The following is a 25,306-nucleotide window of genomic DNA, read 5'->3' as shown; positions in this document are numbered from 1 at the left end:
CATAAAATTTGACAGGGTTTCGAGATATGGCCAGCGCTGCCACGCTGTTGCAGGACGTCTTTGGGTTCGACGGGTTCCGCCCCGGACAGGAAGAGATCGTGGATGCGGTGACGGCGGGCGAAAACACGCTGGCCATCATGCCCACGGGCGGCGGTAAATCCCTGTGCTTTCAACTGCCTGCACTGATGCGCGATGGGGTCACGGTGGTGATCTCTCCGCTGATCGCATTGATGCGGGATCAGGTGCGCGCCTTGCAAGAGGCGGGCGTGAACGCAGGTGCGCTGACCTCAGGCAATACCCCCGAAGAAACGGATGCAGTCTGGACAGCACTTGAGGCGGGCGAGCTCAAACTGCTCTATATGGCCCCCGAACGGCTTGGGGGTGGATCGGCTATCGGCATGTTGCGTCGGATCGGCGTCAGCATGATTGCGGTGGATGAGGCGCATTGTGTCAGCCAATGGGGGCATGATTTCCGGCCAGACTATTTGCGGATCGGGGAATTGCGCCGCGCGCTGAACGTGCCACTTGCGGCGTTTACGGCCACGGCGGATGCGGAAACCCAGGCCGAGATTATCCAGAAACTCTTTGACGGCGAGCCGCCCCGCAGTTTCTTGCGCGGCTTTGATCGGCCCAATATCCACCTCGCCTTTGCCGCCAAGAACGGGCCGCGCGCGCAAATCCTGAACTTTGCAGGTGCGCGCAAGGGACAATCGGGCATCGTTTATTGCGGCACACGCGCCAAGACCGAAACGCTGGCCCGCGCGCTGCGCGAGGCCGGGCACGCGGCGATCCACTATCACGGCGGGATGGAGGCCGACGACCGCCGTATCGCAGAACGCCGTTTTCAGCAGGAAGACGGGCTGATCGTTGCGGCTACCGTCGCCTTTGGGATGGGCGTCGACAAACCGGACATCCGGTGGGTTGCCCACGCCGATCTGCCCAAGTCGATTGAGGCCTATTATCAAGAGATCGGGCGGGCGGGGCGCGACGGTGCGCACGCCGAAACGCTGACGCTGTTTGGACCCGAAGACATCAAACTGCGCCGTACCCAGATCGACGAAGGGCTGGCCCCGCCCGAACGGCGCATGGCGGATCACGCCCGGCTGAATGCGCTGCTCGGATTGGCCGAGGCGCTGGAATGTCGGCGCAAGACGCTGCTTGGATACTTTGGTGAGGCCGAGGTGATCTGCGGCACCTGCGATCTCTGCGACACACCCGCAGACGTGTTCGACGGAACCACCGCCGTGCGCAAGGCATTGTCGGCCATGTTGCGGACCGAAGAATGGTTCGGGGCAGGTCACCTGATCGACATCCTGTTGGGAATCGAGACGGATAAGATCCGCCAACGCGGGCACACGTCCTTGCCGACCTACGGGGTAGGCAAGGAATACACCAAACCGCAATGGCAGGCGGTGTTCCGGCAGATGATGGGGCACGATCTGGTGCGCCCTGATCCCGAACGCTACGGCGCGCTGCGCATGACGGATGCGGCTCTGCCGATCCTGCGGGATGAGGCCAAGATCAACCTGCGCCGCGACACGATCAAATCGGCGGTACGCGGCCCTGCGGTCAAAGAGATGGTGTCGGACGAAGACGCACCATTGCTGAGTGCGCTCAAGGCCAAGCGGCGCGGGCTGGCCGAGGCCGCGCGCGTGCCCGCCTACGTCATTTTCCCCGACCGGACCCTGATCGAGATGGCGGAAAAGCGGCCCAACAATCTGGATCAAATGGCCGGGATCAGTGGCGTGGGTGCCAAAAAGCTTGGAAAATTCGGCGACGCATTCCTGGAGGTGATCAACGGGGAGGCGGCCAATTTGCATCCCACCCGGCGCAAACTGGCGGGGCACACGGCGGGTACGATCTATGACCAATTGCTTGCGGCGCAGGCCCAACTGGCGCGCGGGCTGGACGGAACAGACAAACCGCTGAGTTGCTCGGCATCCCAACTGGCCAAAGTCGCGCAGTTGCGCACCGCCGACAATGCGGCGCTGGAAAATCTGCTTGGTGATCGCAAAGCGGAACGCTTTGGCCCGGCATTTCTGGACGTGCTGCGGGACGCGGGCTAGATCGATTTCAGACAGGTAAGGATAGGTTTATGTTGGTGGTGATTTCCCCGGCCAAACGGCTGGATTGGGCAGAACGTGACGTCAAAACAAGCGAACCCGCGATGCAGGAGGATGCGCTGCGGCTGGTGCGCACGGCGCGCAATCTGACCTTGGGCAAGCTTAAGGCGCTGATGGACCTAAGCGATGATCTGGCGCGACTGAACCGCGACCGGTTTGCCGTATTCGAGGATGCGCCCGCAGCCGATCTGACCCGCCCCGCGATGCTCGCCTTTGCGGGCGATACCTATCAGGGCTTGGACGCGGCGAGCCTGTCGGCGGATGATACCGCCTATGCCCAAGGTCATCTGCGGATATTGTCCGGACTGTATGGGTTGCTGCGCCCCTTGGATGCGATCCAACCCTATCGATTGGAAATGGGCAGTCGTCTGAAAACGCGACGTGGCACCTCGCTTTATGACTATTGGCGGGACGAAATCGCACAAGCCCTGAACGCGCAGGCTGATGCAGTTGGCGCGGACACGGTGGTGAATTGCGCCAGCCAGGAATATTTCGGTGCCGTGTCAGAGGCCGCGTTGAAACCCCGCGTCATCACGCCCGTCTTTATGGAAGATAAAGGGGCAGGCCCCAAAATCGTCAGTTTTTTCGCCAAACGGGCGCGGGGCGCGATGGCGCGTCATATCGTGCAGAACCGGGTGCGGGATCTGGACGGGCTGCGCGCCTTTGATGCGGACGGATACGTCTTTCAGCCCGAACAATCGGATGACGCCCGGCTGGTCTTTGTGCGCCCCTATCCGGCCTGACGCGCCTCTTCCTCTGCGTCTGGCAGGGGCGGCAGGGCCCCTTCGGGGCACATCTCGCGTAATTTGCCGTGGATTTCGGGTTTGCGCAGCGGTTTGGTCAGGTAGTGATCAATGCCCGAGGCGAGTATACCTTGATCATCGCCATCCATCGCATGCGCGGTCAGCGCGACGATTGGAACATGGCTTCCGGTTTTGGTTTCAAGCTCCCGGATTTTGACGGTCGCCTCTTTGCCGTCCATTTTGGGCATCGAAATATCCATAAAGATTAGATCGGGCGCAAAGCTTTCAAAATATTCGACGGCTTCAATCCCATTATTGGCAAATTTGAGGTCAATATCGGCGTCCTTTACCATTTTACCAAAGACCAGTTGGTTGGTCTTGTTGTCCTCGGCGGCCAGCACGCGCATCTTGCGCGGCATGGCTGGATCGGACGGTGCGGCGGTACTGCTGTTGATCACCGGACCAACCGATTGCAGGCGCGCAAACAGGTCGGCGCGTGGCACTGGCTTCTGCATGATCGCGTGCAGATGTGCAGCACCCGGATCGTTTGCGGCAAAGCTGGGATTTGAGCTGAGCAGCAGGATCGGCACCGGATTATCGGCGGCGCGGATGGCATCGGCCAGCTCAAGCCCGTCCATTTCGGGCATGTTGTGATCGGTCAGCACAAGGTCGATATTATCGAGGTTTTTCAAGGCCTGCATCCCGCTGGAACAGCAGACCACGCCCAGGCCCATCTGTTCGAGCTGGCGGCGCAGAATGGTGCGGTTGGCCTCGATATCATCGACCACCAGCACGCGGCGTAGCCCATCGGGCACAGGCGGATGCTCGGGCAAGTTACTTTCACTGAGCGCGAGGGGGAGTTTGAACCCAAAGCATGATCCAACGCCGTCCTCACTGGTCACCCACATGTCACCATCCATCAGCTTGACCAGCCGTTGCGAGATCGCAAGGCCAAGACCGGTGCCGTCAAATTGCCGATTGCGCTCGTTTTCGACCTGATTGAACTCGCCAAAGATATGGTCGACCTTGTCCTCGGGGATGCCGATCCCGGTGTCTTCGATCACGATCGTGACGTCGGCTTGCCCGCTTTCAGGGTCCGGCACGCCGGTGACGCGCACCAGAACATGACCATCGGACGTGAATTTCACCGCATTGCCCATCAGGTTGGTCAAAACCTGCCGGATGCGCCCCGGGTCGCCCACATAAGTCGTCGGCAGGAACAGATCGAAATCAACGAGCAGCGTCAGCCCCTTGTCCCGGGCCGAGGGCTGCAACAGCATGATCACCTCGTGGATGGAACGTTCCAGGTCAAAGGGTTCGGGGTGCAATTGCAGTTTTTGCGCCTCGATTTTGGAGTAATCAAGCACGTCGTTGATGATGACCAGCAGCGCCTCGCCGGAATTCTTGATCGTGTCGACATAGAGCTGTTGTTCTTCGCTTAAACCCGTATCTCCCAGCAATTCGGCCATACCGACGACCCCATTCATGGGCGTTCTGATTTCGTGGCTCATATTGGCCAGAAATGCGGACTTGGCGCGGCTTGCCGCCTCTGCCTCTGCCCGCGCATCCTTCAATTGCTTTTCGTACCGGACGGATTCGGTGATGTTGAGGCCAAGCGAGACGATATCGCCCCCGTGCCCGCGTCGGTCGACAAGCTTGACATATTGATCGTTCCAAAGGCGCACTGTGATGGGTTCCGGGTTGGGCGACATCCACCGCTCGGTCATCATCTGACGCCAATCATCAGGCGCGAGATTACCAGTGTTCACGATCCCCTCTTCCGTCAGCACTTGAAGGATCGTGACATAATTCACCCCCGGCCGGATCAACTCGTGCCCATCAAAGATCGTCAGATAGGCCCCGTTGGCCGCAATCATCTGGTTGTCGGAATTAAAGAATGCAAATCCGTCCGTGATCGTCTGAACCGAGTGCCACAACCGCCGTTCGGCGATTTCGACCTTTTGGTTAGCCTGCCCAAGTTCGGTTTTGACCCGCTCGTTTTCCGTCTTGACGGTTTCGACTTCGGCGCGGGTTTCGACGATTTCGCCTTGCAATGCGGCCGCGTGCCGACCCAGCTTGCGGTTGGCGGCTGACAGTTCGACCTGTTTCAACTCAAGCAGCCGCTCAGCCGCGAGACGCCCGCGCCGTTCCTCAGCCAGCTTGTTTGCCAGACTCATACATCTGCCCCATGGAAACTTCTGGGATTCGGTATCTCACGGGGATGGTGAATATGCGCTTAACCCCATCACCCGAAACATTTGCATGCCCCGCCCTACGCGTGGCAGGTTGGCGCGTATTGTGCCCACTTTATCGGAGATCACGCATGCGTCGTGCCATCTATGCCGTCATCGGTTTTCTTAGCGTTTGCCTGATGGTTCCCGCCGCCATGGCCCAGCAAATCCTGCCGGAAAACCGCTATATTCTGACCCAGGATATGGATTTCTTTGGCGCGGACCGCACTGCGTTGTTCGATACCACCGTTGAGGCCTGTCGGCGGGCGTGCAGCGCGGATGACCAATGCGTTGCGTTCACGTTCAACACCCGGTCGAACGCTTGTTTCCCGAAATCTGCGATCACCGACCGCCAACCCTATGCGGGTGCGCAATCTGCGGTGCGGGTGCGTGGTGATGCAGCGCAAAACACGACGGCTGCGCAACGCGCTGCCGCATTGGGGGTGAGCGAGGACGACATTGAGGCCGCGCGTATTCTGGCCGCGCGCATGGGTTTTCGGTTTGCGGTCAATGAGCAGTCGCTTGAGGCTCTGATCGAAGCATCCCGCGCCGCGTGGCAGCGTGGTGAGCGTGCCGTGGCTCTGCGGCGGTCGGGCGCTGCTGTCGCGTTGAGCGATGCGCCGGATGTCTGGGCGCGCTACGCCTATATCGCGCAGCGCTTGGGTGAGAATGTCCCGAGCCGACAGCGACGCGATGCCCTCCAAGAGGCCGTTCCCGCAGCGCTCAACGCTTACCTGCGCGCGAAGACCGTTGGTGGACAGGCGACCGCGTTGCAGACTTACGCCGAGGCGCTCGAACGCAATGGGCGCGGGCGGGAGATGATCGGCGCACTCCGGCTCGCGCAGGCGCTGCAACCGCGCGATGACATCGCGGCCGCCCTGACCGGTGCCATCGGAAAATATGGCTTCCGCGTTGTCGAAACCCAAGTGGACAATAACAGCGCCGCACCGCGCATCTGCACCACCTTTTCCGAGGATCTGGTGCAGGCGGGTGTGGATTACGAACCCTTCGTGCGCACCGACACCCAAGGGCTGGTCGTGGATGTGGATGCACGCACGCTCTGCGTTGACGGGGTGCGCCACGGTGAGCGGTATCGCATCACGCTGCGCTCCGGGCTGCCCGCGGCCAGTGGCGAGACCTTGAACAAAGATATCACCCTCACCCAATATGTCCGCGACCGCGCACCAGTGGTGCGCTTTCCGGGGCGCAGCTATGTGCTGCCGCGCGGTGCCGGGGCCAGCATTCCGGTCGAAACGGTCAATCTGGACACCGTGGCGCTGACCCTTGCGCGGGTCAGTGACCGCAATCTGGTGCAGGCGATGCGGCGCGATTTCTTTGGCCGCCCCATGACCCAATGGCAGGCGGATCAGTTCAATACAGACATTGCCGAGGTCATCTGGGAAGGCTCTGGAGATGTGGAAAATACACTGAACACTGAAATGCGCACCTTGCTGCCCTTGGGTGATGTGCTGGCCGATCAAGCGCCGGGTATCTATGTGCTCACCGCCAAACGTCCGGGCAGTGACAGCTTTGACACGCTGCCCGCCTCGCAGTGGTTCGTGCTGTCCGACCTTGGGATCAGCAGCTGGCAGGGGACGGATGGGCTGACGGCTGCGGTGCGTGCGCTTGGAGATGCAAGCGCGGTTGAAGGGGCAGAGGTCAGTCTGATCTCGCAGGCCAACGCGATCCTGGGCACTGCGCGCACGGACGCAGACGGATTCGTGCAATTCGAGGCTGGATTGACCCGTGGCAGAGGGGCCGCAACGCCGACCCTGCTGCAAGTCGAAACGGGCGATGATTTCGTGTTCCTGCCGCTGAGCGATCCCGCTTTTGACCTGTCGGACCGTGGGGTCGAGGGTCGCCCACCTGCCCCCCCCGTCGATGTGTTCCTGACAACGGATCGAGGGGCATACCGGCCCGGTGCGACGATCTATGCAACAGCATTGGTGCGTGACGCCAAGGTCGGTGCAATCAACGGACTGCCACTGACCGCAATTCTGTTCCGTCCCGATGGGGTCGAATACGCGCGCATAGTCAGCACCCAAGGCCGGGCGGGTGGACATGTGATGGCCTTGCCCGTTGCGACGACCGCGCCGCGCGGCACATGGCGGATTGAGGTGATGGGCGATGTGGGTGCTCCGCCACTGGCCAGTCAGACCGTACTGGTCGAAGACTTTATTCCCGACCGGATTGAAGTGGATCTGAACCTGCCCGAGGGGGCCTTGCGCATTGGAGCGCCCACGCGCGTTGCTGTTGGTGCCCGCTATCTGTTCGGCGCACCGGGGGCGGATTTGGTGGTTGAGGGCGATGTGCGCGTGCAACGGCGCAACAGCGTCACAGGCTGGCCGGGATACTTCTTTGGCCGCCATGATGCGCAGTTTTCGCCGCAGCGCGTCTTTTTCGATGGGGGCCGCACGGATGCCGCGGGACAGGCAGATGTCGCCCTCACATGGCCCGATGTCACGGCCGAGGGCGTCTTGCTTGAGGCGATCACGACGGTGCGGGTGTCGGACAGTGGTGGGCGCCCGGTAGAACGGTCGCTCACCCGGCCCATCGCGTCGACAGGTATGGTGATCGGGATCAGGCCGGGGTTCGAGGATGTTCTGCCCGAAAACGGCACCGCCCGGTTCGATCTGGTGGCGCTTGGCGGTGCTGCGGTGCGGGCGCAATGGACCGTCAACAAAGTCGAAACGCGCTATCAATGGTATCAACTGTTCGGCAACTGGAATTGGGAACCCACAACCCGGCGCACGCGGGTGGCCCAAGGAGAGATCACACTTGGGAGCGAACCGCAAAGCATCGAGGTGCCAACCGAATGGGGCGACTACGAAGTGGTCGTCGAAACGGTTGAGGGGGCTTATGCCGCAAGCTCGGTCAGTTTCGCAGCAGGTTGGTATGGGGGCACGGACAGCAGCAGCACGCCGGATCGGCTGACCCTGTCGCTCGACGCGGCGCGCTACCGGATCGGGGACACAGCGCAACTGCGAGTCGTGCCCGGATTTGACGGCGTGGCCCTGGTGAGCGTTCTGTCAAACGGGGTGATTGCGCGCCAGGTGGTGCCAGTGGTTGCAGGTGAAAACGTGATTCCACTGGACGTGACCGAGGATTGGGGCACCGGGGCTTATGTCACGGCTTCAGCCTTGCGTGGATCGGGCGAAGGGTTCGGACCGGGCCGCGTCCTTGGCCTTGCCCACGCGGCCATTGACCCCGGTGCAAAGGCGCTGAGCGTGTCCATCGAGGCCCCATTGGCCGTCGACGGTCAGCCCGGAAGCACAGATGTCGAAGTGCGCGTGGATGGGCTGGAGGAGGCCACGGGATACGTGACACTTGCGGCGGTCGATGTGGGCGTGCTGAACCTGACGGGGTTCGACGCCCCCGACCCGCAGGCGCACTATTTCGGCCAGCGGCGTCTGGGTGTTGATCTGCGCGATATGTACGGGCGGCTGATCGATGGGCGCAGCGGGGCAACGGGCACCGTCCGCTCGGGCGGGGATGCGGGTGCCGCGATGCAGCGCCAAGGGCCGCCGCCGACCGAGGCTGTGATGGCCGCCTTTTCCGGCCCCGTCGAGGTCGGGCCAGATGGGGTCGCAGTGATCCCGGTGCCGCGTCCGAATTTCAACGGTACAATCCGCTTGATGGCGATGGCATGGTCGAACACAGGCGTCGGGCAGGCCAATGCGGACATGGTTGCACGCGATCCGGTTGTGATCTCTGCGGCGGTGCCGCGCTTTCTGGCGCCGGGGGATCGCAGCCGTGTGATGCTGGAATTTGTGCACGCAACGGGAGATGCAGGGGCTATGACGCTTGCAGTCGACGCAGAGGGTGTCATCCTCGGCAGCGCACCCGATCAGATCGAAATGAGTACGCAAGGAACGGTGCGCGTCGCTGTGCCGGTGACTGCTGACGCGGTTGGTGATCACAGCATTCGCGTGGCCTTGACCACACCGGATGGCACCGTGTTGCGCAAGGCGCTTACCTTGGGCGTGCGTGCCAACGACCCGATTGTCGCCACCACACGGCGGTTCAGTCTGGATGCAGGGGCCGCCCTGACCTTCGACGACAATGTACTCGCCGATTTGCATGGGAGCACGGCGCGGGCGACGCTCGCCGCAGGACCACTGGCGCGTTTCGATATGCCGGGACTACTGCGCCAGCTTGATCGCTACCCCTATGGGTGCACTGAACAGGTCACATCAGCGGCACTGCCGCTGCTCTATGCGCCACAGGTCGCAGGTGCGGCGGGGATCGACGACATCAAGCCTCGCGTGGATCAGGCGATTGCACGCGTGCTGACCCGTCAGGCCAGCAACGGGGCCTTTGGGTTGTGGCAGGCCCAGGCGGGGGAGTTCTGGCTGGATGCCTATGTTACTGACTTCCTGACGCGTGCGCAGGAACAGGGCTATAACGTCCCCGCACGTGCCGTGCGGTTGGCCTTGGACAACTTGCGCAACCGGATCAACTATGCGCCCGACTTTGACGCCGGGGGAGAGGACATAGCCTATGCGCTCATGGTGCTGGCGCGGTCCGGGGCCGCGTCGATTGGCGATTTGCGGTACTATGCCGACACCAAGGGCACTGCTTTTGCCACCCCGCTCGCGCGGGCGCAATTGGGGGCGGCCTTGGCCAGCTATGGGGAGCAAACGCGGGCGGACCGGATGTTTGGTCTGGCTGGGGATATGGCGGTCAATGCAGGCCCCGGAAGGCAGCAATGGCGCGACGATTTTGGCACGCCACTACGCGATGCGGCGGGTGTTCTGCACCTTGCCGCCGAAGTGGGCAGCACCGCCGTGAACCGCGCGACACTTGCCAGTGCGATCACCGCGCAATCGGGTCAATATTCGACCCAAGAGGCAGCACAGGTGCTGATGGCGGCGCAGGCCCTGCGCAGCGGTACGGGACCTGCAAGCCTGACCGTTGATGACGTGCCCGTGGCAGGGCCGCTGGTGCAGTCGCGCGGGCGCGGGGATGCGGTGTCGATCATCCGCAACGTCTCTGGTGCGGCGCAGGACGTGACGCTGACCACATATGGTGTGCCGCTGACCCCACCCGAAGCGGGCGGATACGGATACCAGATCATACGCGCAGCCTTCACGCTTGAGGGCACCCCGGTCGAGGGGCCATGGGCCGTTGGCGAGCGTCGAGTGATTGTCTTGCGCGTTACGCCGTTTGAAGAGGTGGGTGCGCGGCTGATGGTGGACGATCCGCTGCCTGCGGGCATCGAAATCGACAACCCGACCCTCATAAGATCGGGCGATGTGAGTGGCTTTGACTGGCTGAGTCAGGCACCGGTGCAACATGTCGAATTCCGCGCCGACCGCTTTCTGGCTGCTGTCGATCAACGGGGGGCCGATGCGTTTGAGCTGGCCTATATCGCGCGCGCCGTCAGCCCCGGCACCTTCCATCACCCCGCCGCACTGGTCGAGGACATGTATCGGCCCGAATATCGCGCCATCACAGCCACCGGCGAAACGGTCGTGACCGAGTGAAACCGCATCGTCCCCTTATTGCGATAGCCTTGGCGATGCTGTCGGTCGCCTTCGTGCGCGAGCGGTGGGACATATGGGTGGACGCGACCGTGATCCCGCCAACGCTAAGCGAAACCTCGGTCGAGATGCGGGACCGCGATGACATCCTCATGCGCGCCTTTCCGGTCGAGGATGGGCGGTTGCGGCTGGCCGTGACGCGGGGATCGGTGGATGCTGATTTCATCGACATGTTGATCGCCTACGAGGACAAGCGGTTCCGGGATCACAACGGTGTGGACGCGCGGGCCATGGCGCGGGCTGTGGGGCAGGCGATCTGGTCGCGCAAGATCGTTTCGGGGGGGTCGACACTGACCATGCAGGTGGCGCGCCTGCTGGAAAATTCCGGCACAGGGTCGGTGCGGGGCAAGCTGCGCCAGATGCGGCTGGCCTGGGCGCTCGAGCGGCGATTGAGCAAGGACGACATCCTGCATCTCTATCTGCAACACGCGCCTTATGGGGGGCGGATCGAAGGGGTGCGCAGCGCCAGTTTCACGTGGTTCGGCAAAGAACCATGGCGTCTATCGCCAGCAGAGGCGGCCTTGCTGGTCGCTTTGCCCCAAGCCCCTGAAAGTCGTCGCCCGGACAGGTTTGCAGGTGTCGCGCGGGTGGCGCGCGACCGGGTTCTCGCGCGGGTGGGGGCAGCCGGGGTTCGGGCTGATGTGCCACGCCGGATGCGCCCTGTCCCCCGGCTGGCCCCGCATATGGCGGATGCGCTGCGCCAAGCTGATCCGTTAGCGCAGCGGCACGACACCCACCTCTCCGCCGGACTTCAGCGCAAGATGGAGCGGCTTGTGCGCACCCACGCCGCCGGGCTCGCGCCGGGGGTTTCGATTGCACTGATGGTGGCAGATCATCAAACAGGCGAGGTTTTGGCCCGTATCGGTGCGCCTCGTTATACGGACGCGCGCGGCGCACTGGGCTTTGTGGATATGACGCGGGCGGAACGCTCGCCGGGATCGACCCTCAAGCCGTTGATCTATGCGTTGGCCTTTGACCGGGGTCTTGCGCATCCCGCCACCGTTTTTGCGGATCGTCCCACCCGGTTTGGCCGTTATGCACCGCAGAACTTTGACGGACAGTTTCGCGGCGATGTGACCGCGCGCCAAGCGTTGGAGATGTCACTGAACATCCCGCCCGTCGCGCTGACAGAGGCGTTGGGGCCGGAACGTCTGATGGCCACCTTGCGTGCCTTCGGGGCCGAACCGCGCCTGCCGTCAGGAACCGCCGGATTGGCGGTGGCCTTGGGCGGATTGGGTCTGACGCTTGAGGATTTGATGCGGGTCTATGCAGGGTTGGCGCAGTTGGGAACGCGTGTCGGCTTTGACGGCGAAGACATCCCCCGCGCCCGCATCCTTGCCCCCCGTGCGGCATGGCAAGTGGGTGATATCCTGCGTGGCACTGCCCCGCCACGCGACGGGGTTGCGGGACTGGCCTACAAGACCGGCACGTCCTATGGGCACCGCGATGCGTGGGCTTTCGGCTATGACGGGCGGCACGTGATTGGGGTCTGGATGGGGCGGCCTGACGGTACGCCGGTGCCCGGCGCATTTGGGGGCGATCACGCCGCCCCTATCCTGTTCGAAGCCTTTGGGCGGCTCAAACCCACCTATGACCCGGCCCCACCACCGCCCGCAGACACGCTGATGCTCAGCACCGCAGACCTGCCTGCGCCCCTGCAACGCTTTGGCACCCCGCAGGACACTGTGACTGGGCCTGCCGTGGCTTTCCCACCGGACGGGGCCGTGCTGGCCCAAGCCGATGCGGTGATCAAAGTCGAAGGGGGCGCATTGCCGCTGACGGTCCTGTTGAACGGCGCGCCCATCGCCTCGAACCTGCGCCATCGACAGATAGATATCGGCACACTAGGCCTCGGCTTTTCGGACATTGCGGTGATCGACGCAGCGGGTCGTTCGGCGCGGGTGGCAGTGGAACGACGCCCCTAACGGCGACCCTCGCGCAGCCACGCACCTGTGATCAGCCCCGCAGCCAGCAACAAAACCAACCACGGCGGCAGCAGTGACATCTGGCGTACATCCTGCGTCTCATAGGCGTTGCGTGGCGTAATGCCGATCCAGCCGCGGCCCGCAGCAGGGCGTCCTTCGCGCACGGCGCGGATGCGCGGCGTACCCCCTTGCAGGCGCAACACGCCACCGCGGGTGGCCGCGACGCGTTCCCCCAGAATGTCGGGGGTCGCGATGGTTGCTTCAAACTCCTTGGGCGCGGCAGGGCCAAGGCCGATCACCGTGCTTTGGTCACCATTCTCGAGCCGGTAAAGGCCGATTTCAGGACCATCAAAACGGGTCTCGAACTGGCCGGGCGCGCCTTCGCTCAGATCAAGCTGCGTGGTCGTGCCATCAGGGCCCGTGATGGTGACCGGAGGTGCTGTACCCTCAAGCGTGCGGCGCAGGATGCGCATGGATTGGCCCGTGGCAATGGCCGTCAGGGCCTCTTCCTCCAACTCCGGTTCTTTCATCATCCAATGGGCCAGACGGCGTAGCAATTCCAGTTGCGGCCCACCGCCCTCATATCCACGATTCCACAGCCACGCATGATCCGAGGCGAGCAGCGCCACGCGCCCCTCACCCACTCGGTCAAGCACGAGGAGGGGGCGGTCATCCACGCCCTCCATCACCGTGGTACCAGACCGTGGATCAACGTCGATCTGACGCAACCAGCGCCCCCAATCGCCCGCATTTGGCAGGGCCGTGGTGACCGGATGACGTTCCCCGATCTCGGACACTTTGGGCAGATATGCCTCTTCGATCACGCGGGCCGAAGGCTGGGCTGGCAACACCGCACCAAGGGGCGAGCGAAAAAGGCTGTCGGCCCCTGCGAAATCGGGACCAGCAGCGACCAGAACGGCCCCACCGTCGCGGATATAGCGCGCCACATTGTCGAGGTAGAGTGCAGGCAAAATCCCCCGCCGTTTGTAGCGATCAAAGATGATCAGGTCGAAGTCGTCGATCTTTTCGAGGAACAATTCGCGGGTCGGGAAGGCGATGAGGGACAATTCGCCCACAGGCACCCCATCCTGTTTTTCAGGCGGGCGCAGGATGGTGAAGTGGACCAGATCAACAGAGCTGTCGGATTTGAGCAGGTTGCGCCATGTGCGCCCGCCTGCATGGGGCTCACCCGAGACCAGCAGAACGCGCAGGCGATCCCGGACCCCGTTCATCTGAATCAGGGCCGTGTTGTTGCGGTCTGTCAACTCGCCCTCAGCTTCGGGCACCGAAAACTGGATCACGTTGCGCCCGCCATGGGGCAGGGTCACGGGCAGGTCGATATCCTGCCCGATAGGCACGTTAAACCTCTGCGCAGGTGCGCCATCGACCGAGATATCGAGCGGGGCCAGCCCCACATCGGTTGGTGCGGCACCGCTGTCTTCGATCCGCAGGGTCAGGGTTACTGCCTCGCCAATGATCGCAAAAGCGGGCGCGTTCTTGACCAACAGACGGCGGTCCCAATCGGTGTCTTTCCCACTCAGCAACAGGTGCAGCGGGGCGGGCAGGTCAACGGGCAGATCGGGATCATGCACTTGCCCATCGCTGATCGCGATCAGGCCCGCAACCTGGGCGCGGGGTTCTTCGGCCAAGGCGTCCGACAGGGCGGTCATCAGGCGGGTGCCTGCGTCCTCATCCCCGTCCGGGACGGTGATCCGGCGCACCTCGGTGTTGTCGCGCGCGATCAATGCGGCCTCAAGCGCGTCCGCCGCACTGATGCTTTGGGCAGGACGGTCGCGCAGGCGTTGGCTGGCGCTTTGATCTTCGGCCAGGATCACGATGTCGGACAGCGGCGCGCGGTCTTCTTGTTGCAGGGCGGGACCCGACAACGCAGCCAGCACCACAAGGCCCGCCGCCCCGCGCAAGGCCCAGCCCGAAAGGCCACGCATCAGGGCCAGCACAACCCCGCCGACAACCAGCACGGCCAGCACGGCGAGGACTGCCCATGGCAAAAGGGGATCAAACAGAACAGTTCCGGTCATTGGCCCAGCCGATCCAGCAATGCAGGCACATGAACCTGATCGCTTTTGTAATTGCCCGTCAGCACGTGCATCACGAGGTTCACGCCAAAGCGGTAAGCCAGTTCACGCTGCCGCTCACCGCCAAAGCCACGGCCCACAGGCAACATCGCCTGACCGGACGAAGTCACAGCCCACGCCGCTGCCCAGTCATTGCCGCCGATCACTACGGGCGTGACCCCGTCATTGAGGTTGCGGAAAGGCATGCCCTCAACCTGTTCGGCACCGGGTGGTGCGGCCTCGACCCAGATATCCGCGCCCACGTGGCGACCCGGAAAATCCTGCAACAGATAGAATGTGCGCGTCAGCACGTGGTCACGCGGCACCGGCTCAAGCGCGGGAATGTCCAGCGGGGCGGCAAGGTCCTGCAACTTGCGCCCATTGCCGCTGGTGGTGCCAAAGCCCGCAATATCGCCGTCGCGGGTATCAAAAACGATCAAGCCGCCGGAGCGCAGATATTCGTTCAGCTTGGTATAGGCCTCACGCGAGGGGCGGGGTTGGTCGGGCGTGATCGGCCAATAGAGAATGGGGAAGAACGCCAACTCGTCTGCTTCCAGGTTCACGCCAATGGGTGGCGCTGGCTCGATCGAGGTGCGAAAGAACAGGGTGTCCGAGAGACCACGCAGGCCCGCCTCTGCGATTTCGTCTACTTGGCGGTCGCCCGTGATGACGTGGGCCAAAACGACTTCGGAGGCGGCTGCAATCTGGGATTGGTCATCCTGTTGTGCGTGGGCGTGAGGGGCTGGCAGGACGAGGATAACGGCCAAGGCGATCCCCGATACACGCGTGGCGCGCACACCGCCCGTCAACCGACCCGACAAGGCAAGGGAGGCCACGATATCCAGCAGCAGCAAACAGATCGCGACAGCCAGCAGCAACCCGGCCAGCGGTTGTTCCGGGGCGATGGTCAGACCCGACACCGGAATACGCGCGGGCCATGTCGCGGGGCTCAGAGTCGCATCCGCCGTCAACACATTGCGTGCGAGGCTGCGATCCCCCGAAAGATATACACCGGGCAACAGGTCAGGCCCGGTCGGATCGCTCACCAGCGACGGGCCATCAACGCCTGGCATCGCGCCTGCATCGCGCAAACTGCCAAAACCATCCATCACGATCTGCGGGGTCCATATGGTGCCCTCAAGGTCACCGGCCTCGGGTGCGGAACTGGTCGATGACACAGCCAGCCGTTCGAGCATTTCGACAAACAGACCGGACAAAGGCAGGGTGGACCACTCCGCATTGGCAGTGACATGGAACAGCACGATCTGGCCCTGACCAAGCCGTTTGCGGGTCACAAGCGGGGTGCCATCGCTCAGCTCTGCAATGACCCGTTCGGCCAATGTCGGGTCGGGCTGGGCCATGACCTGTGCGGTGATGGCCACATCCTCGGGCGCGTCCAGCCCAAAGAACGGAGACCCTTCGCGAAAAGCAGCCAGCGTCTTGGGCGATCCCCAACTCATCGCACCACCAACGCTGCGCCCCCCGGCGCGCAGGCGTACGGGCATCAACGGATCCTCATCGATGCGGCTGATGTCGCTTGCGGCGACACGCGGCCCGGCAAAGCGCAGCAGCAGCCCGCCTTGGTCCAGCCATTCGGTCAGATTCTCTGCCTCGCCTTCGGACAGGGTGGCGACATCGGCCAACACGATCACATCCGGGTTTGCCGGCAATACCTCTGACAAAGCGCCGCTGAGCAGATCGGCAGTCGGTTCCAGCGCGCGTTCAAGGTAATGAAGTGGAGAGAGCAATTCGAGGCCTTCGCGCCCTTCACGTCCTGCGATCAGCGCGACCTCGCGGCGGCGCAGACTGTCATCGACCAGCGTGACCGACCCGGCAGAGCGTGCACCCTGAATTTCGAACCGCGTGACACGGGCGCGTAATTCGGCGGGCAGCGACAAGGCAGTGGTTGCCGTCATCTCACCGCTTGTGAACACGGCATTGGCGGTGGCGAGCGTTGTGGCATTGCCCGCAGGATCGCGCCCTTGGGCCAGCACGGTGACGCCCCGTTCGGGGCCGGGCTGTGCGCGGATGGCGGTCAATTGAACCGCCCCGTCCACATAAGCGGCGGGGGTCAGCGCCAGCACATCCAGCGCGGTTTGGGTGACACGCACCGGGCCGCGGGCCTCAAGAGTCTCAAGCAGGGGCGCACGATCCGGATAGTCGAGCGCATCGCTGAACCACACAGTCTCAAATGACCCTTCGGGCAGCATTGCGTTGACCTCATCCGCACTGTGGGGTTGCCACGGGGCAGGGGTCAGACCGGGCAGGCGCGCCGAAATGGCATTGGCGGCCTGAAAGACAGCCGGGGCCGGGGCCGCCAGATGCAGCAATGCGACCTCGCGGCCCGCAGCCCCCGCGCGGCGCAGGGTATCACTGACAGCTTCGATCTGGCGCGCCCACTGCGCGGCCCCCGCCCAACTGCCATCCATCACGATCAACATCGGCCCGTCACCGGTTTCAGCATCCGTCTCGGGGTTGAGAACCGGACCAGCCAACCCAATGATCATCGCGGCCACGGCCAACATGCGCAGCAGCAACAGCCACCAAGGGGTGCGATCCGACACCGCCTCGTCGTCCTGAAGGCCAAGCAGCAGGGCCACGCCGGGAAACCGCTGACGGATCGGGGCGGGTGGAATCGCGCGCAGGATCAGCCACAGGATCGGCAAGGCGATCAGCGCAATCAGCAACCAGGGTGCTGTAAATCCGATGGGGCCAAAGACGGTCATGCGCGGGCCCGCCCGCCATCAAGGGCGCGCCACAGCCACAACAATCCCGACTGGGCGGATGTGTCGGTGTGGTGCAGGCCGTACTGCCAGCCCGCAATGGCGCAGAGGTGTCGCAATTCGGCCTTGCGCGCGGCGAGGCGGTCCAAATAACGCTCCTTGAGATCGGAGGCTTTCAGTGTTTCATGTTCCATTGTGCCGCCGATGCTTTCAAAAACGGTGCGCCCCCTGAATGGAAACGCCTCTTCTGCGGGATCAAGCGTGTGCAGCAACACACCGCGTACGCCCCGGTCAGCGGCCTTGGTGAGGGCGGTGCGCACGGCCTCGATATCGCCCATGAAGTCCGATACGAAAACGGCGCGCGCATGAGGGATCATGGCGCGGTGTTCGGGGGGCGCGTAGTCTTGGGTATCGTCCTGAGAGAACATCTCGGCCAGACGCAGGATCTGGGCGCTGCCCCGGCGTGGGGGTAACTGGGTTCCGGTGAGGCCCACACGTTCGCCGCCACGAATAAGGAGGATCGCACAGGCCAGCCCCAGCACGCGGGCGCGTTCTGCCTTCGTCGTCAGATTGTCGGAGGAGGCAAAGCGCATGGACGCGCCCTGATCGACCCAGAGCATCACGGACTGCGCGATCTGCCACTCGCGTTCGCGCACAAACTGCACATCGCCCATCGCACTGCGGCGATGATCGATCATGCGGCGGCTGTCCCCGATCTGCGCGGGGCGGTATTGCCAGAAATCATCCCCCAGACCCGCGCGGCGTCGCCCGTGATCGCCCAAAAGAACGGCCCCTGCCAGATGCTCGGCCCGCGCCAGAAGGGCGGGCAGGCGGGCGGCTTGTGTCTCCGCCTTTTCGCGCAAGGCGAGGGGGGTGATCACGCGGCGGCCTCTTGACGGCTGAGGGTCGCGGCGGTCGTTTCGATGAGGTCGGCAAGGCTGTCCCCACGGGCACGGGCGGCAAAGTTCAGCGCCATCCGGTGGGACAGGACAGGGCGGGCCATGTCGATGACATCTTCGGCTGAGGGGGCCAAACGGCCTTGCAACAACGCGCGGGCGCGCACGGCCAACATTAAGGCCTGCGCGGCACGGGGGCCGGGACCCCAGGCTACGGTTTCGCGGACCTGATCGGAGGCGTCAGCCTCGTCCGGGCGGAAGGCGCGGACCAGATCAAGGATCATCTCAACCACGCTGTCCCCCACCGGCATGCGCCGCAGGAGGGTCTGGGCAGAAAGCAACTCGTCGCCGGAAAAGACCGGTGTGGCCTGGGCGTCTTCGGTGCCTGTGGTGGCGAGCAGAATATCACGCTCGGTCGCGCGATCAGGGTACAGCACGTCGATCTGGACAAGAAAGCGGTCAAGCTGCGCTTCGGGAAGGGGATAGGTGCCCTCTTGCTCAATCGGGTTCTGGGTCGCAAGCACGTGGAAGGGCATGCCAAGGGGGCGGTCCTGTCCGGCGACGGTCACGGTCTTTTCCTGCATCGCCTGCAACAAGGCGGATTGGGTGCGTGGGCTGGCGCGGTTGATCTCATCGGCCATCAGCAGCTGGCAAAAAATGGGGCCGGGGACAAAGCGGAAAGCGCGGCTGCCATCCTCGGCGGTGTCCAGCACTTCGGAACCCAGAATATCGGCAGGCATCAGGTCGGGTGTAAACTGGATACGGCTGCCATCCAGTCCCATCACAGTCGACAGGGTTTCCACCAGGCGGGTCTTGCCCAAACCCGGCAGGCCGACAAGCAACCCGTGCCCACCGCATAACAGCGCAGACAGGGTCAACTCGACCACACGTTCCTGACCAATAAAGCGTTTGGTGATCGAGGCTTTGGCCTCGGCCAACTTGCCCCCCAGTGCTTCGATTTCGGCCACAAGATCCTGCGCGTCGGTCATGACATCTCTTTCATTCGGGATATATGCTAGTTGATAACCTATTACCCTCAGAGGGAATGGCAAAAGATATGAGTGGACAAAAAAGCGTGACACCTGATGCCGAAGGGCTTTTGGCGTCGATCAACGCCACTAAAACGCGCGGATTGCCGCCCGTGCATCTCTGGAATCCGCCGTTTTGCGGGGATCTGGACATGCGCATCGCGCGAGACGGGACATGGTTTTATGAAGGCACACCAATCGGACGTCCCGGTCTGGTCAAGCTGTTCTCCTCCATTCTGAAGCGGGAAGAGGGTAAGTATTTCCTTGTCACTCCGGTCGAGAAGGTCGGAATCACCGTCGATGATGCCCCCTTTGTCGCGCTGGATTTTGAGGCCAAAGGGGCGGCTGCTGATCAAGTGCTGACCTTTACCACCCATGTGGAAGATGTGGCGGTGGCGGGCCCGGATCATCCGATCCGCGTGCACCGGGATGCACAGACGGGCGAACCGGCCCCCTATATCCTGATCCGCAGCGATCTGGAGGCGTTGATTGACCGCAAAAGCTTTTACCGGCTTGTCGATCTGGGGGTGCATCACCAGGATTGGTTTGGGGTCTGGTCAAGTGGGCAATTCTTTCAGATCATACCCTCCGTTGAATTGCCCTGAGGATGGCGGAAGACACCTCCGCCTTACAAGACAGAACATTCCGCAATTTGCGATCACCAGACGGGCGCGCAGTCAGATGTGTGGCGTAAGGCGGAGGTGTCCTCCGCCCTCTTTGGCATCGGCAGGATACGGCAATAGGGACAATGGCACAGCCGTCATCCTTGGTGCAGGCTACGATCTGGTTTCGGGCATGGGTGGGTCAAGACGTTTTGATGGCGCTGGTTGATGACCGCCGCTAGGGTGCCGAAATGCCTCGCTTTGCAGCAAACCTGACTCATCTTTGGGCCGAGCTTCCCTATCTGGATCGCTTTGATGCGGCGGCGGAGGCCGGCTTTCTGGCCGTCGAGGTGTTGTTTCCCTATGATGTGCCTGCGCCCGATACGCAGGCCGCGCTGAACCGTAATGGGTTGCAGATGGTGCTGTTGAATGCGCCGGGGCCGAGCTATACGGGCGGACCGCGCGGGTTTGCGGCCCTTCCCGGGGGTGCTGCGCGGTTCGACTATGATATGCGCCGGGCTGTGCGCTACGCGCAGGTTCTTGGCGCTGGCATCATTCATGTGATGAGTGGCGATGCGCAGGGGCCAGAGGCGAAGGCCACCCTTATTGACAACCTCAAACGGGCGACCGAGATTTTGCCAGATGGCCTGTGCCTGACGTTGGAGCCCCTTAACCCAAAGGCGCAGCCCGGCTACTTTCTGAACAGTTTTGATCTGGCGGCCGAGGTCATAGAGGCCGTGGATGCGCCCAATCTGGGACTGCAATATGACAGCTATCATGCCTATGAAATCACCGGAGACCCCGTGGGCACGTTCGAGGCAATGGCCCCTCTGATCCGCCACATCCAGATTGGGGATGGGCCGGGGCGCACGCCGCCGGGCACCGGTAAAATTGATTTTCCTGCATTGTTTCAGGCGATTGATGCGTCCGGCTACGCGGGCTGGGTCAGCGCCGAATACACACCGCAAGGCCGTACCGAAACCGGGCTGGACTGGATGCGCTGAGCGGGCGCGCAGCGCAGCTTTCTGGGGTGCACACGGGCGGCGCTTTGTCCCCGATCTGCAACATGAGATGCGCCCAGTGATTGCTGCCCTCCAGGCTTATGTCGCCTTTCCTGTCGCCCCGATTGCGCGCCGGGAGGTCGAAACGCTGACGATCGATAAGTAATGGGCAGGGAGCGGCGGGGCCGGGTGCCTAATGCGCCTCTGCCCAGTGCTGTCCCTGCCCCGCATCCACGATCAGCTTCACATCCAGATGCACGACCGGATCTGCCGCACCCTCCATCACGTCCTTGGCCACACCTATCAGATCGTCCACCGCGCCGTTTTCAACCTCGAACAGCAGTTCATCGTGGACCTGTAGCAGCATCGCCGCGGGCAGGTCCTTGATGGCTTCGGGCATGCGGATCATCGCGCGCCGTATCACATCCGCCGCGGTGCCCTGGATGGGCGCGTTGATGGCCGCACGCGCGGCGAACCCGGCGCGTGGGCCTTTGGACGCAATCTCGGGTGTATGAATCCGCCGCCCGAACAGGGTCTGCACATAGCCGTGTTCCTTCGCGAAGGCCTTGGTGTCGTCCATGTAGGTGCGGATGCCGGGGAAGCGTTCGAAATATCGGTCGATGAACCCCTGCGCCTCGGCGCGTGGAATACGCAGGTTGCGCGCCAACCCAAAGCCGGAAATGCCGTAAATCACCCCGAAGTTAATCGCCTTGGCCTGACGGCGTACCTCGGGCGTCATCTCGTCCAGTGGTACGTCGAACATTTCGGACGCAGTGAGTGCGTGAATGTCGATCCCATCTGCAAAGGCCTGCTTGAGTTCGGGAATGTCGGCGATGTGGGCCAGAATGCGCAACTCGATCTGCGAGTAATCCAGCGCAACAAGCGTCTTGCCCTGTTCCGAAACGAAGGCTTCGCGGATGCGCCGCCCTTCCTCGGTGCGGATCGGGATGTTTTGCAGGTTCGGATCGGTCGAGGCGAGCCGGCCCGTTGAGGCCCCCGCGATGGAATAAGAGGTGTGTACCCGGCCCGTGTCCGGATTGATGTGGTCCTGAAGGGCGTCCGTATAGGTCGACTTCAACTTGCTGAGTTGACGCCAATCCAGTACCCGACCCGGCAGGTCATGCTCGGTCGCGAGATCTTCAAGCACGTCCGCGCCGGTGGCATAGGCTCCGGTCTTGCCCTTCTTGCCACCTTCGATTCCCATTTCGTCAAACAGGATTTCACCCAACTGTTTGGGTGAACCGACATTGAACTTGCGCCCCGCCATTTCATAGATTTCGTCCTCGAGCCCCGCCATCTTCTGCGCAAAGGCGTTGGACATGCGGCTGAGGGTGTCGCGATCCACCTTGATGCCCGAGCGTTCCATGGCCGCCAGCACCGGCACCATGGGTCGTTCAAGCGTTTCATAGACCTTGGTGACTTGTGCGCGATGCAACAGCGGCTTGAAATGCTGCCAGAGGCGCAGGGTGATATCGGCGTCCTCGGCGGCGTATTTCACGGCGTCATCTACAGGCACCTGATCAAAGGTCTTGGCGGACTTGCCGGACCCAAGCAGGGGTTTGATCGGGATGGGGGTGTGGTTCAGATAGCGTTCGGACAGGGTGTCCATGCCGTGATTGTGCAGCCCGCCATGCATCGCGTAACTCATCAGCATGGTGTCGTCGATGGGGGCGACGGTAATGCCGATCTGGGCAAAGATCTTGGCATCGTATTTCATGTTCTGCCCGATCTTGAGGATGCTGTTGTCCTCCAGCATGGGCGCGAGCATCTTCAGCGCCTCATCGAGCGGCATCTGCCCCTCGGCCAGATCGTCCGAGCCAAAGAGATCATCGCCGCCCTGCTTGTGGGTGAGCGGGATATAGCAGGCGTGACCGGGGTTCACCGCCAGTGAGATACCAACCAGCCCCGCGGTCATTTCATTGAGCCCGGTGGTTTCGGTATCAACAGCCACATAGCCACGCTCGTAAATCAGGTTGATCCATGTTTGAAGGGCGCTCGCGTCCTGCACGTGTTCATAGGTGGCTTCGTCAAAGCCGGGGGCTTCAGGCGCATCCGGGGCGGCGGGGGCAGGCTCCTTGATCTCGGGCATTTCGACGCCAAGCTGGTCGGAAATGCGCTTGGTGAGGGTGCGAAACTCCATCTCCGCCAGAAAGGGCATAAGCTGATCCGGGATCGGATCGCGGACTTCCAGATCGTCGAGCGTGAAATCCAGCTCCATCTCCGCGTCCAGCTGCACAAGGCGGCGGGACAGGCGGATCTGATCGGCATGTTCGATCAGGGTTTCGCGACGCTTGGGCTGTTTGATTTCACCAGCCCGGTCAAGCAACCCATCCAGATCGCCATATTCGTTGATCAGCAGGGCCGCCGTCTTGATCCCTATGCCGGGCGCGCCGGGCACGTTGTCCACGCTGTCACCCGCCAGTGCCTGCACGTCGACCACCCGGTCGGGATAGACACCGAATTTCTCGAACACCCCGTCACGGTCGATGCGCTTGTTCTTCATCGCATCGAGCATCTCGACGCCATCACCGACAAGCTGCATCAAGTCCTTGTCTGAACTGATGATGGTGCAGCGGCCCCCCGCGGCACGGGCCTGCACGGCGAGGGTGGCGATGATGTCGTCGGCCTCGAACCCTTCCTTTTCCTTGCAGGCGATATTGAAGGCTTCGGTGGCTTGACGGGTCAGCGGAATCTGTGGACGCAGGTCCTCGGGCATGGCCTCGCGGTTGGCCTTGTACTGGTCGTACATGTCGTTGCGGAAGGTATGGCTGCCCTTGTCAAAGATCACGGCCACATGGGTGGGCGCGTCGGGGCCGGTGTTTCCTTCAACATAGCGGTGCAGCATGTTGCAGAACCCCGACACCGCCCCGATGGGCAAACCATCAGACTTGCGGGTTAACGGAGGCAACGCGTGATAAGCGCGAAAGATAAAGGCTGAGCCGTCAATCAGATGCAGGTGGCAGCCCTTGCCAAATTGTGTTTGTGTCATGCCACGCCCTTCCATTGACCACGTCGAGATCCGCGATGCTACGCTTAACCATCCTATGCGCAATTACCAGTGCAACGCTGGTTGATCCTGTGCAAGCGGATACAACCTGCACATTAAATGACAACTTTTGCGTCCCCTTTGTGGGATGCACGCAGGATGGGCAAAACTTTTTCACGGGGCGCACATTCGGACGCGAAAGCGGCCCATTGACGGCAACAGGTGCAGACGGGACAGCCTGTCGAGGAATGTGGCGGCGCACTTTCCTTGGGGCAGGTGTGGCCAAATTCGAATGCTCTGACGGGAACACAGGGCGGGCGCGGTACACCTATTTCGAACGCAGCTCTGGCACGGCATTGGGGCGGGGACGCACGAAAGCCGGTGATCGGCTTACGTTTCTGGCGGGGCACAATATTGGAACATATGTGCTCGCCAACAACGGGCTTGATAAGACCCTGCTGTCCTGCGTGACACGCGCGTTGAGCGCCAAGCCGGGGTGACGGGCCTCTGAACCCGTTGGCGCGGTGCTACTGCGTATCGGCAGGACCGCCGCGCGCGACGTATTTGCAATCGCAATAAGGGCACTCGACCCAGCCGGTATCCTCGGGAACGTACAACCAGACACGGGGGTGGCCAAGCGCGCCCTCGCTTCCATCACAGGCCACGCGAGAAGTGTCGACAATCTTGGTTTCGGGGGCGTCGATGGGCATGGTTGCAATCCTTGGCTGTGGCGCGGTGCAGGCGCGTTTATGGGCCAAGGGGGACAGGCAGACAAGTCCCTAGTCGTCAGGGTTCGCAGGTCGATCCACCCGGGCCTGATAACAATTGTTGCGGGCCGAGCGGATGTGGATATAGGCGACGTCCGGGTTGGCAAAGATCTGATCAAGACGGGCCGATATCCGGGGTGTCGGGATCACCGCACCGGTTCCATAAACGATGCGATCCGTGGCGGAATAGCCCTTGATCAGGTAATCCGGTGATGTGGTGAGGATCGGGGGCATTTCGGCACTGCCGCCACCGCGCGCGCAGGGTTCGGCACACAGGAATATCGGGCCAACCTCGGCGTAGGGATGAGTGCCCTCAAACGGTTTGTGGGCCAACACGAGCATTGGGGCACCGGTGGGAATACTACAAAGACAATGACGGCAGGGATTGCCGTTCCCGTTGCTGACGGCACGTTCTGGCGGATTGCCAAAGGCATCTGGGGCACCTGCCCGATAAGCGGCAACGATGTCAGAGGGCAACGCAGTAAACACGGGCATATCAGGTCCTTTCAAGATCAACAGGCCGACCATGAACACCCATCGATCAGGGCGCGACCCGAAAGATGCGCTTTCCTGTTTCTTTTGACCAAAAATACCGTGGGGGAGCGCTGCATGGCGCGGGGGCAAAGCCCCTCATACGCGCAGGCAGGCATGACCCTGCCGCGG

General features: G+C 62.6%; 15 protein-coding genes. 7 read left to right on the top strand and 8 right to left on the bottom strand.

Going from position 1 to position 25,306, the window contains the following annotated elements; all coding sequences use genetic code 11:
• Nucleotides 1-26: 26 nt before the first annotated feature.
• Nucleotides 27-2,066, top strand: a complete 2,040-nt coding sequence (recQ, locus tag Q0859_RS02530; protein ID WP_299147315.1) for a DNA helicase RecQ — start codon at nucleotides 27-29, stop codon at nucleotides 2,064-2,066.
• A gap of 29 nt (nucleotides 2,067-2,095) precedes the next feature.
• Nucleotides 2,096-2,866, top strand: coding sequence for a peroxide stress protein YaaA (gene yaaA / locus Q0859_RS02525; protein ID WP_299147314.1), 771 nt, complete (start codon nucleotides 2,096-2,098; stop codon nucleotides 2,864-2,866).
• Here the strand turns inward: yaaA and Q0859_RS02520 are convergent.
• On the bottom strand, nucleotides 2,854-5,043 hold the full coding sequence (locus Q0859_RS02520; protein WP_299147313.1) for a response regulator: 2,190 nt from the start codon (nucleotides 5,041-5,043) through the stop codon (nucleotides 2,854-2,856). The genes yaaA and Q0859_RS02520 overlap by 13 nt on opposite strands.
• Nucleotides 5,044-5,189: 146 nt before the next feature.
• Here Q0859_RS02520 and Q0859_RS02515 point away from each other — a divergent pair, with 146 nt between their 5' ends.
• Together Q0859_RS02515 and pbpC are read left to right on the top strand one after the other, a co-directional pair.
• Nucleotides 5,190-10,583 carry an alpha-2-macroglobulin family protein gene (locus tag Q0859_RS02515; RefSeq protein ID WP_299147311.1) on the top strand — a complete coding sequence of 1,798 codons (5,394 nt, stop codon included), beginning with the start codon at nucleotides 5,190-5,192 and terminating at the stop codon, nucleotides 10,581-10,583.
• Nucleotides 10,584-10,618: 35 nt separating this feature from the next.
• On the top strand, nucleotides 10,619-12,565 hold the full coding sequence (gene pbpC, locus Q0859_RS02510) for a penicillin-binding protein 1C (protein ID WP_299147310.1): 1,947 nt from the start codon (nucleotides 10,619-10,621) through the stop codon (nucleotides 12,563-12,565).
• On the opposite strand, the gene Q0859_RS02505 is transcribed toward pbpC, so the two are convergent.
• From Q0859_RS02505 to Q0859_RS02490, 4 genes are read right to left on the bottom strand one after another with little or no spacing between them, the layout of a single operon-like run.
• A complete protein-coding gene (locus Q0859_RS02505; protein ID WP_299147309.1) occupies nucleotides 12,562-14,604 on the bottom strand; it encodes a hypothetical protein in 2,043 nt (680 codons plus the stop codon). The two genes, pbpC and Q0859_RS02505, sit on opposite strands and share 4 nt — an antisense overlap.
• Nucleotides 14,601-17,366 carry a DUF4159 domain-containing protein gene (locus tag Q0859_RS02500; RefSeq protein WP_299147308.1) on the bottom strand — a complete coding sequence of 922 codons (2,766 nt, stop codon included), beginning with the start codon at nucleotides 17,364-17,366 and terminating at the stop codon, nucleotides 14,601-14,603. Before Q0859_RS02500 ends, Q0859_RS02505 begins: the two co-directional genes overlap by 4 nt.
• Nucleotides 17,363-18,244 carry a DUF58 domain-containing protein gene (locus Q0859_RS02495; protein WP_299147307.1) on the bottom strand — a complete coding sequence of 294 codons (882 nt, stop codon included), beginning with the start codon at nucleotides 18,242-18,244 and terminating at the stop codon, nucleotides 17,363-17,365. Before Q0859_RS02495 ends, Q0859_RS02500 begins: the two co-directional genes overlap by 4 nt.
• Complete coding sequence (locus Q0859_RS02490; RefSeq protein WP_299147306.1) at nucleotides 18,241-19,248, bottom strand: MoxR family ATPase; 1,008 nt, start codon at nucleotides 19,246-19,248, stop codon at nucleotides 18,241-18,243. Before Q0859_RS02490 ends, Q0859_RS02495 begins: the two co-directional genes overlap by 4 nt.
• Nucleotides 19,249-19,316: 68 nt before the next feature.
• Between Q0859_RS02490 and Q0859_RS02485 the strand changes: the two genes are divergently transcribed.
• Nucleotides 19,317-19,892 carry a DUF1285 domain-containing protein gene (locus Q0859_RS02485; RefSeq protein WP_299147305.1) on the top strand — a complete coding sequence of 192 codons (576 nt, stop codon included), beginning with the start codon at nucleotides 19,317-19,319 and terminating at the stop codon, nucleotides 19,890-19,892.
• Between the two features lie 248 nt (nucleotides 19,893-20,140).
• Complete coding sequence (locus Q0859_RS02480) at nucleotides 20,141-20,893, top strand: TIM barrel protein (RefSeq protein WP_299147304.1); 753 nt, start codon at nucleotides 20,141-20,143, stop codon at nucleotides 20,891-20,893.
• A gap of 190 nt (nucleotides 20,894-21,083) precedes the next feature.
• Here Q0859_RS02480 and polA read toward each other — a convergent pair whose 3' ends face one another.
• Nucleotides 21,084-23,879, bottom strand: a complete 2,796-nt coding sequence (polA, locus tag Q0859_RS02475; RefSeq protein WP_299147303.1) for a DNA polymerase I — start codon at nucleotides 23,877-23,879, stop codon at nucleotides 21,084-21,086.
• Between the two features lie 35 nt (nucleotides 23,880-23,914).
• Between polA and Q0859_RS02470 the strand changes: the two genes are divergently transcribed.
• Nucleotides 23,915-24,376: a hypothetical protein gene (locus tag Q0859_RS02470; protein WP_299147302.1), complete on the top strand. Its 462-nt coding sequence runs from the start codon at nucleotides 23,915-23,917 to the stop codon at nucleotides 24,374-24,376.
• A 27-nt stretch (nucleotides 24,377-24,403) separates the two neighbouring features.
• Here the strand turns inward: Q0859_RS02470 and Q0859_RS02465 are convergent, their stop codons facing one another.
• Both Q0859_RS02465 and Q0859_RS02460 read right to left on the bottom strand, forming a co-directional pair.
• Complete coding sequence (locus Q0859_RS02465) at nucleotides 24,404-24,586, bottom strand: zinc-finger domain-containing protein (protein ID WP_299147301.1); 183 nt, start codon at nucleotides 24,584-24,586, stop codon at nucleotides 24,404-24,406.
• A gap of 69 nt (nucleotides 24,587-24,655) precedes the next feature.
• Nucleotides 24,656-25,138, bottom strand: a complete 483-nt coding sequence (locus Q0859_RS02460) for a DUF1203 domain-containing protein (RefSeq protein ID WP_299147300.1) — start codon at nucleotides 25,136-25,138, stop codon at nucleotides 24,656-24,658.
• Nucleotides 25,139-25,306: the final 168 nt, after the last annotated feature.

Origin of the sequence: uncultured Tateyamaria sp., from assembly GCF_947497045.1 — a bacterium.
GTDB lineage: Bacteria > Pseudomonadota > Alphaproteobacteria > Rhodobacterales > Rhodobacteraceae > Tateyamaria.
Note: the sequence above shows the minus strand (reverse complement) of the source record. Positions and strands in the feature narration are given on the sequence as shown.

What these genes read in the sequence shown, in the direction of transcription:
- recQ (WP_299147315.1), top strand. Translation starts at nt 27, where the DNA reads ATGGCCAGCGCTGCCACGCTGTTGCAGGACGTCTTTGGGTTCGACGGG.
- yaaA (WP_299147314.1), top strand. Translation starts at nt 2,096, where the DNA reads ATGTTGGTGGTGATTTCCCCGGCCAAACGGCTGGATTGGGCAGAACGT.
- Q0859_RS02520 (WP_299147313.1), bottom strand. Translation starts at nt 5,043, where the DNA reads ATGAGTCTGGCAAACAAGCTGGCTGAGGAACGGCGCGGGCGTCTCGCG.
- Q0859_RS02515 (WP_299147311.1), top strand. Translation starts at nt 5,190, where the DNA reads ATGCGTCGTGCCATCTATGCCGTCATCGGTTTTCTTAGCGTTTGCCTG.
- pbpC (WP_299147310.1), top strand. Translation starts at nt 10,619, where the DNA reads ATGCTGTCGGTCGCCTTCGTGCGCGAGCGGTGGGACATATGGGTGGAC.
- Q0859_RS02505 (WP_299147309.1), bottom strand. Translation starts at nt 14,604, where the DNA reads ATGACCGGAACTGTTCTGTTTGATCCCCTTTTGCCATGGGCAGTCCTC.
- Q0859_RS02500 (WP_299147308.1), bottom strand. Translation starts at nt 17,366, where the DNA reads ATGACCGTCTTTGGCCCCATCGGATTTACAGCACCCTGGTTGCTGATT.
- Q0859_RS02490 (WP_299147306.1), bottom strand. Translation starts at nt 19,248, where the DNA reads ATGACCGACGCGCAGGATCTTGTGGCCGAAATCGAAGCACTGGGGGGC.
- Q0859_RS02485 (WP_299147305.1), top strand. Translation starts at nt 19,317, where the DNA reads ATGAGTGGACAAAAAAGCGTGACACCTGATGCCGAAGGGCTTTTGGCG.
- Q0859_RS02480 (WP_299147304.1), top strand. Translation starts at nt 20,141, where the DNA reads ATGCCTCGCTTTGCAGCAAACCTGACTCATCTTTGGGCCGAGCTTCCC.
- polA (WP_299147303.1), bottom strand. Translation starts at nt 23,879, where the DNA reads ATGACACAAACACAATTTGGCAAGGGCTGCCACCTGCATCTGATTGAC.
- Q0859_RS02470 (WP_299147302.1), top strand. Translation starts at nt 23,915, where the DNA reads ATGCTACGCTTAACCATCCTATGCGCAATTACCAGTGCAACGCTGGTT.
- Q0859_RS02465 (WP_299147301.1), bottom strand. Translation starts at nt 24,586, where the DNA reads ATGCCCATCGACGCCCCCGAAACCAAGATTGTCGACACTTCTCGCGTG.
- Q0859_RS02460 (WP_299147300.1), bottom strand. Translation starts at nt 25,138, where the DNA reads ATGCCCGTGTTTACTGCGTTGCCCTCTGACATCGTTGCCGCTTATCGG.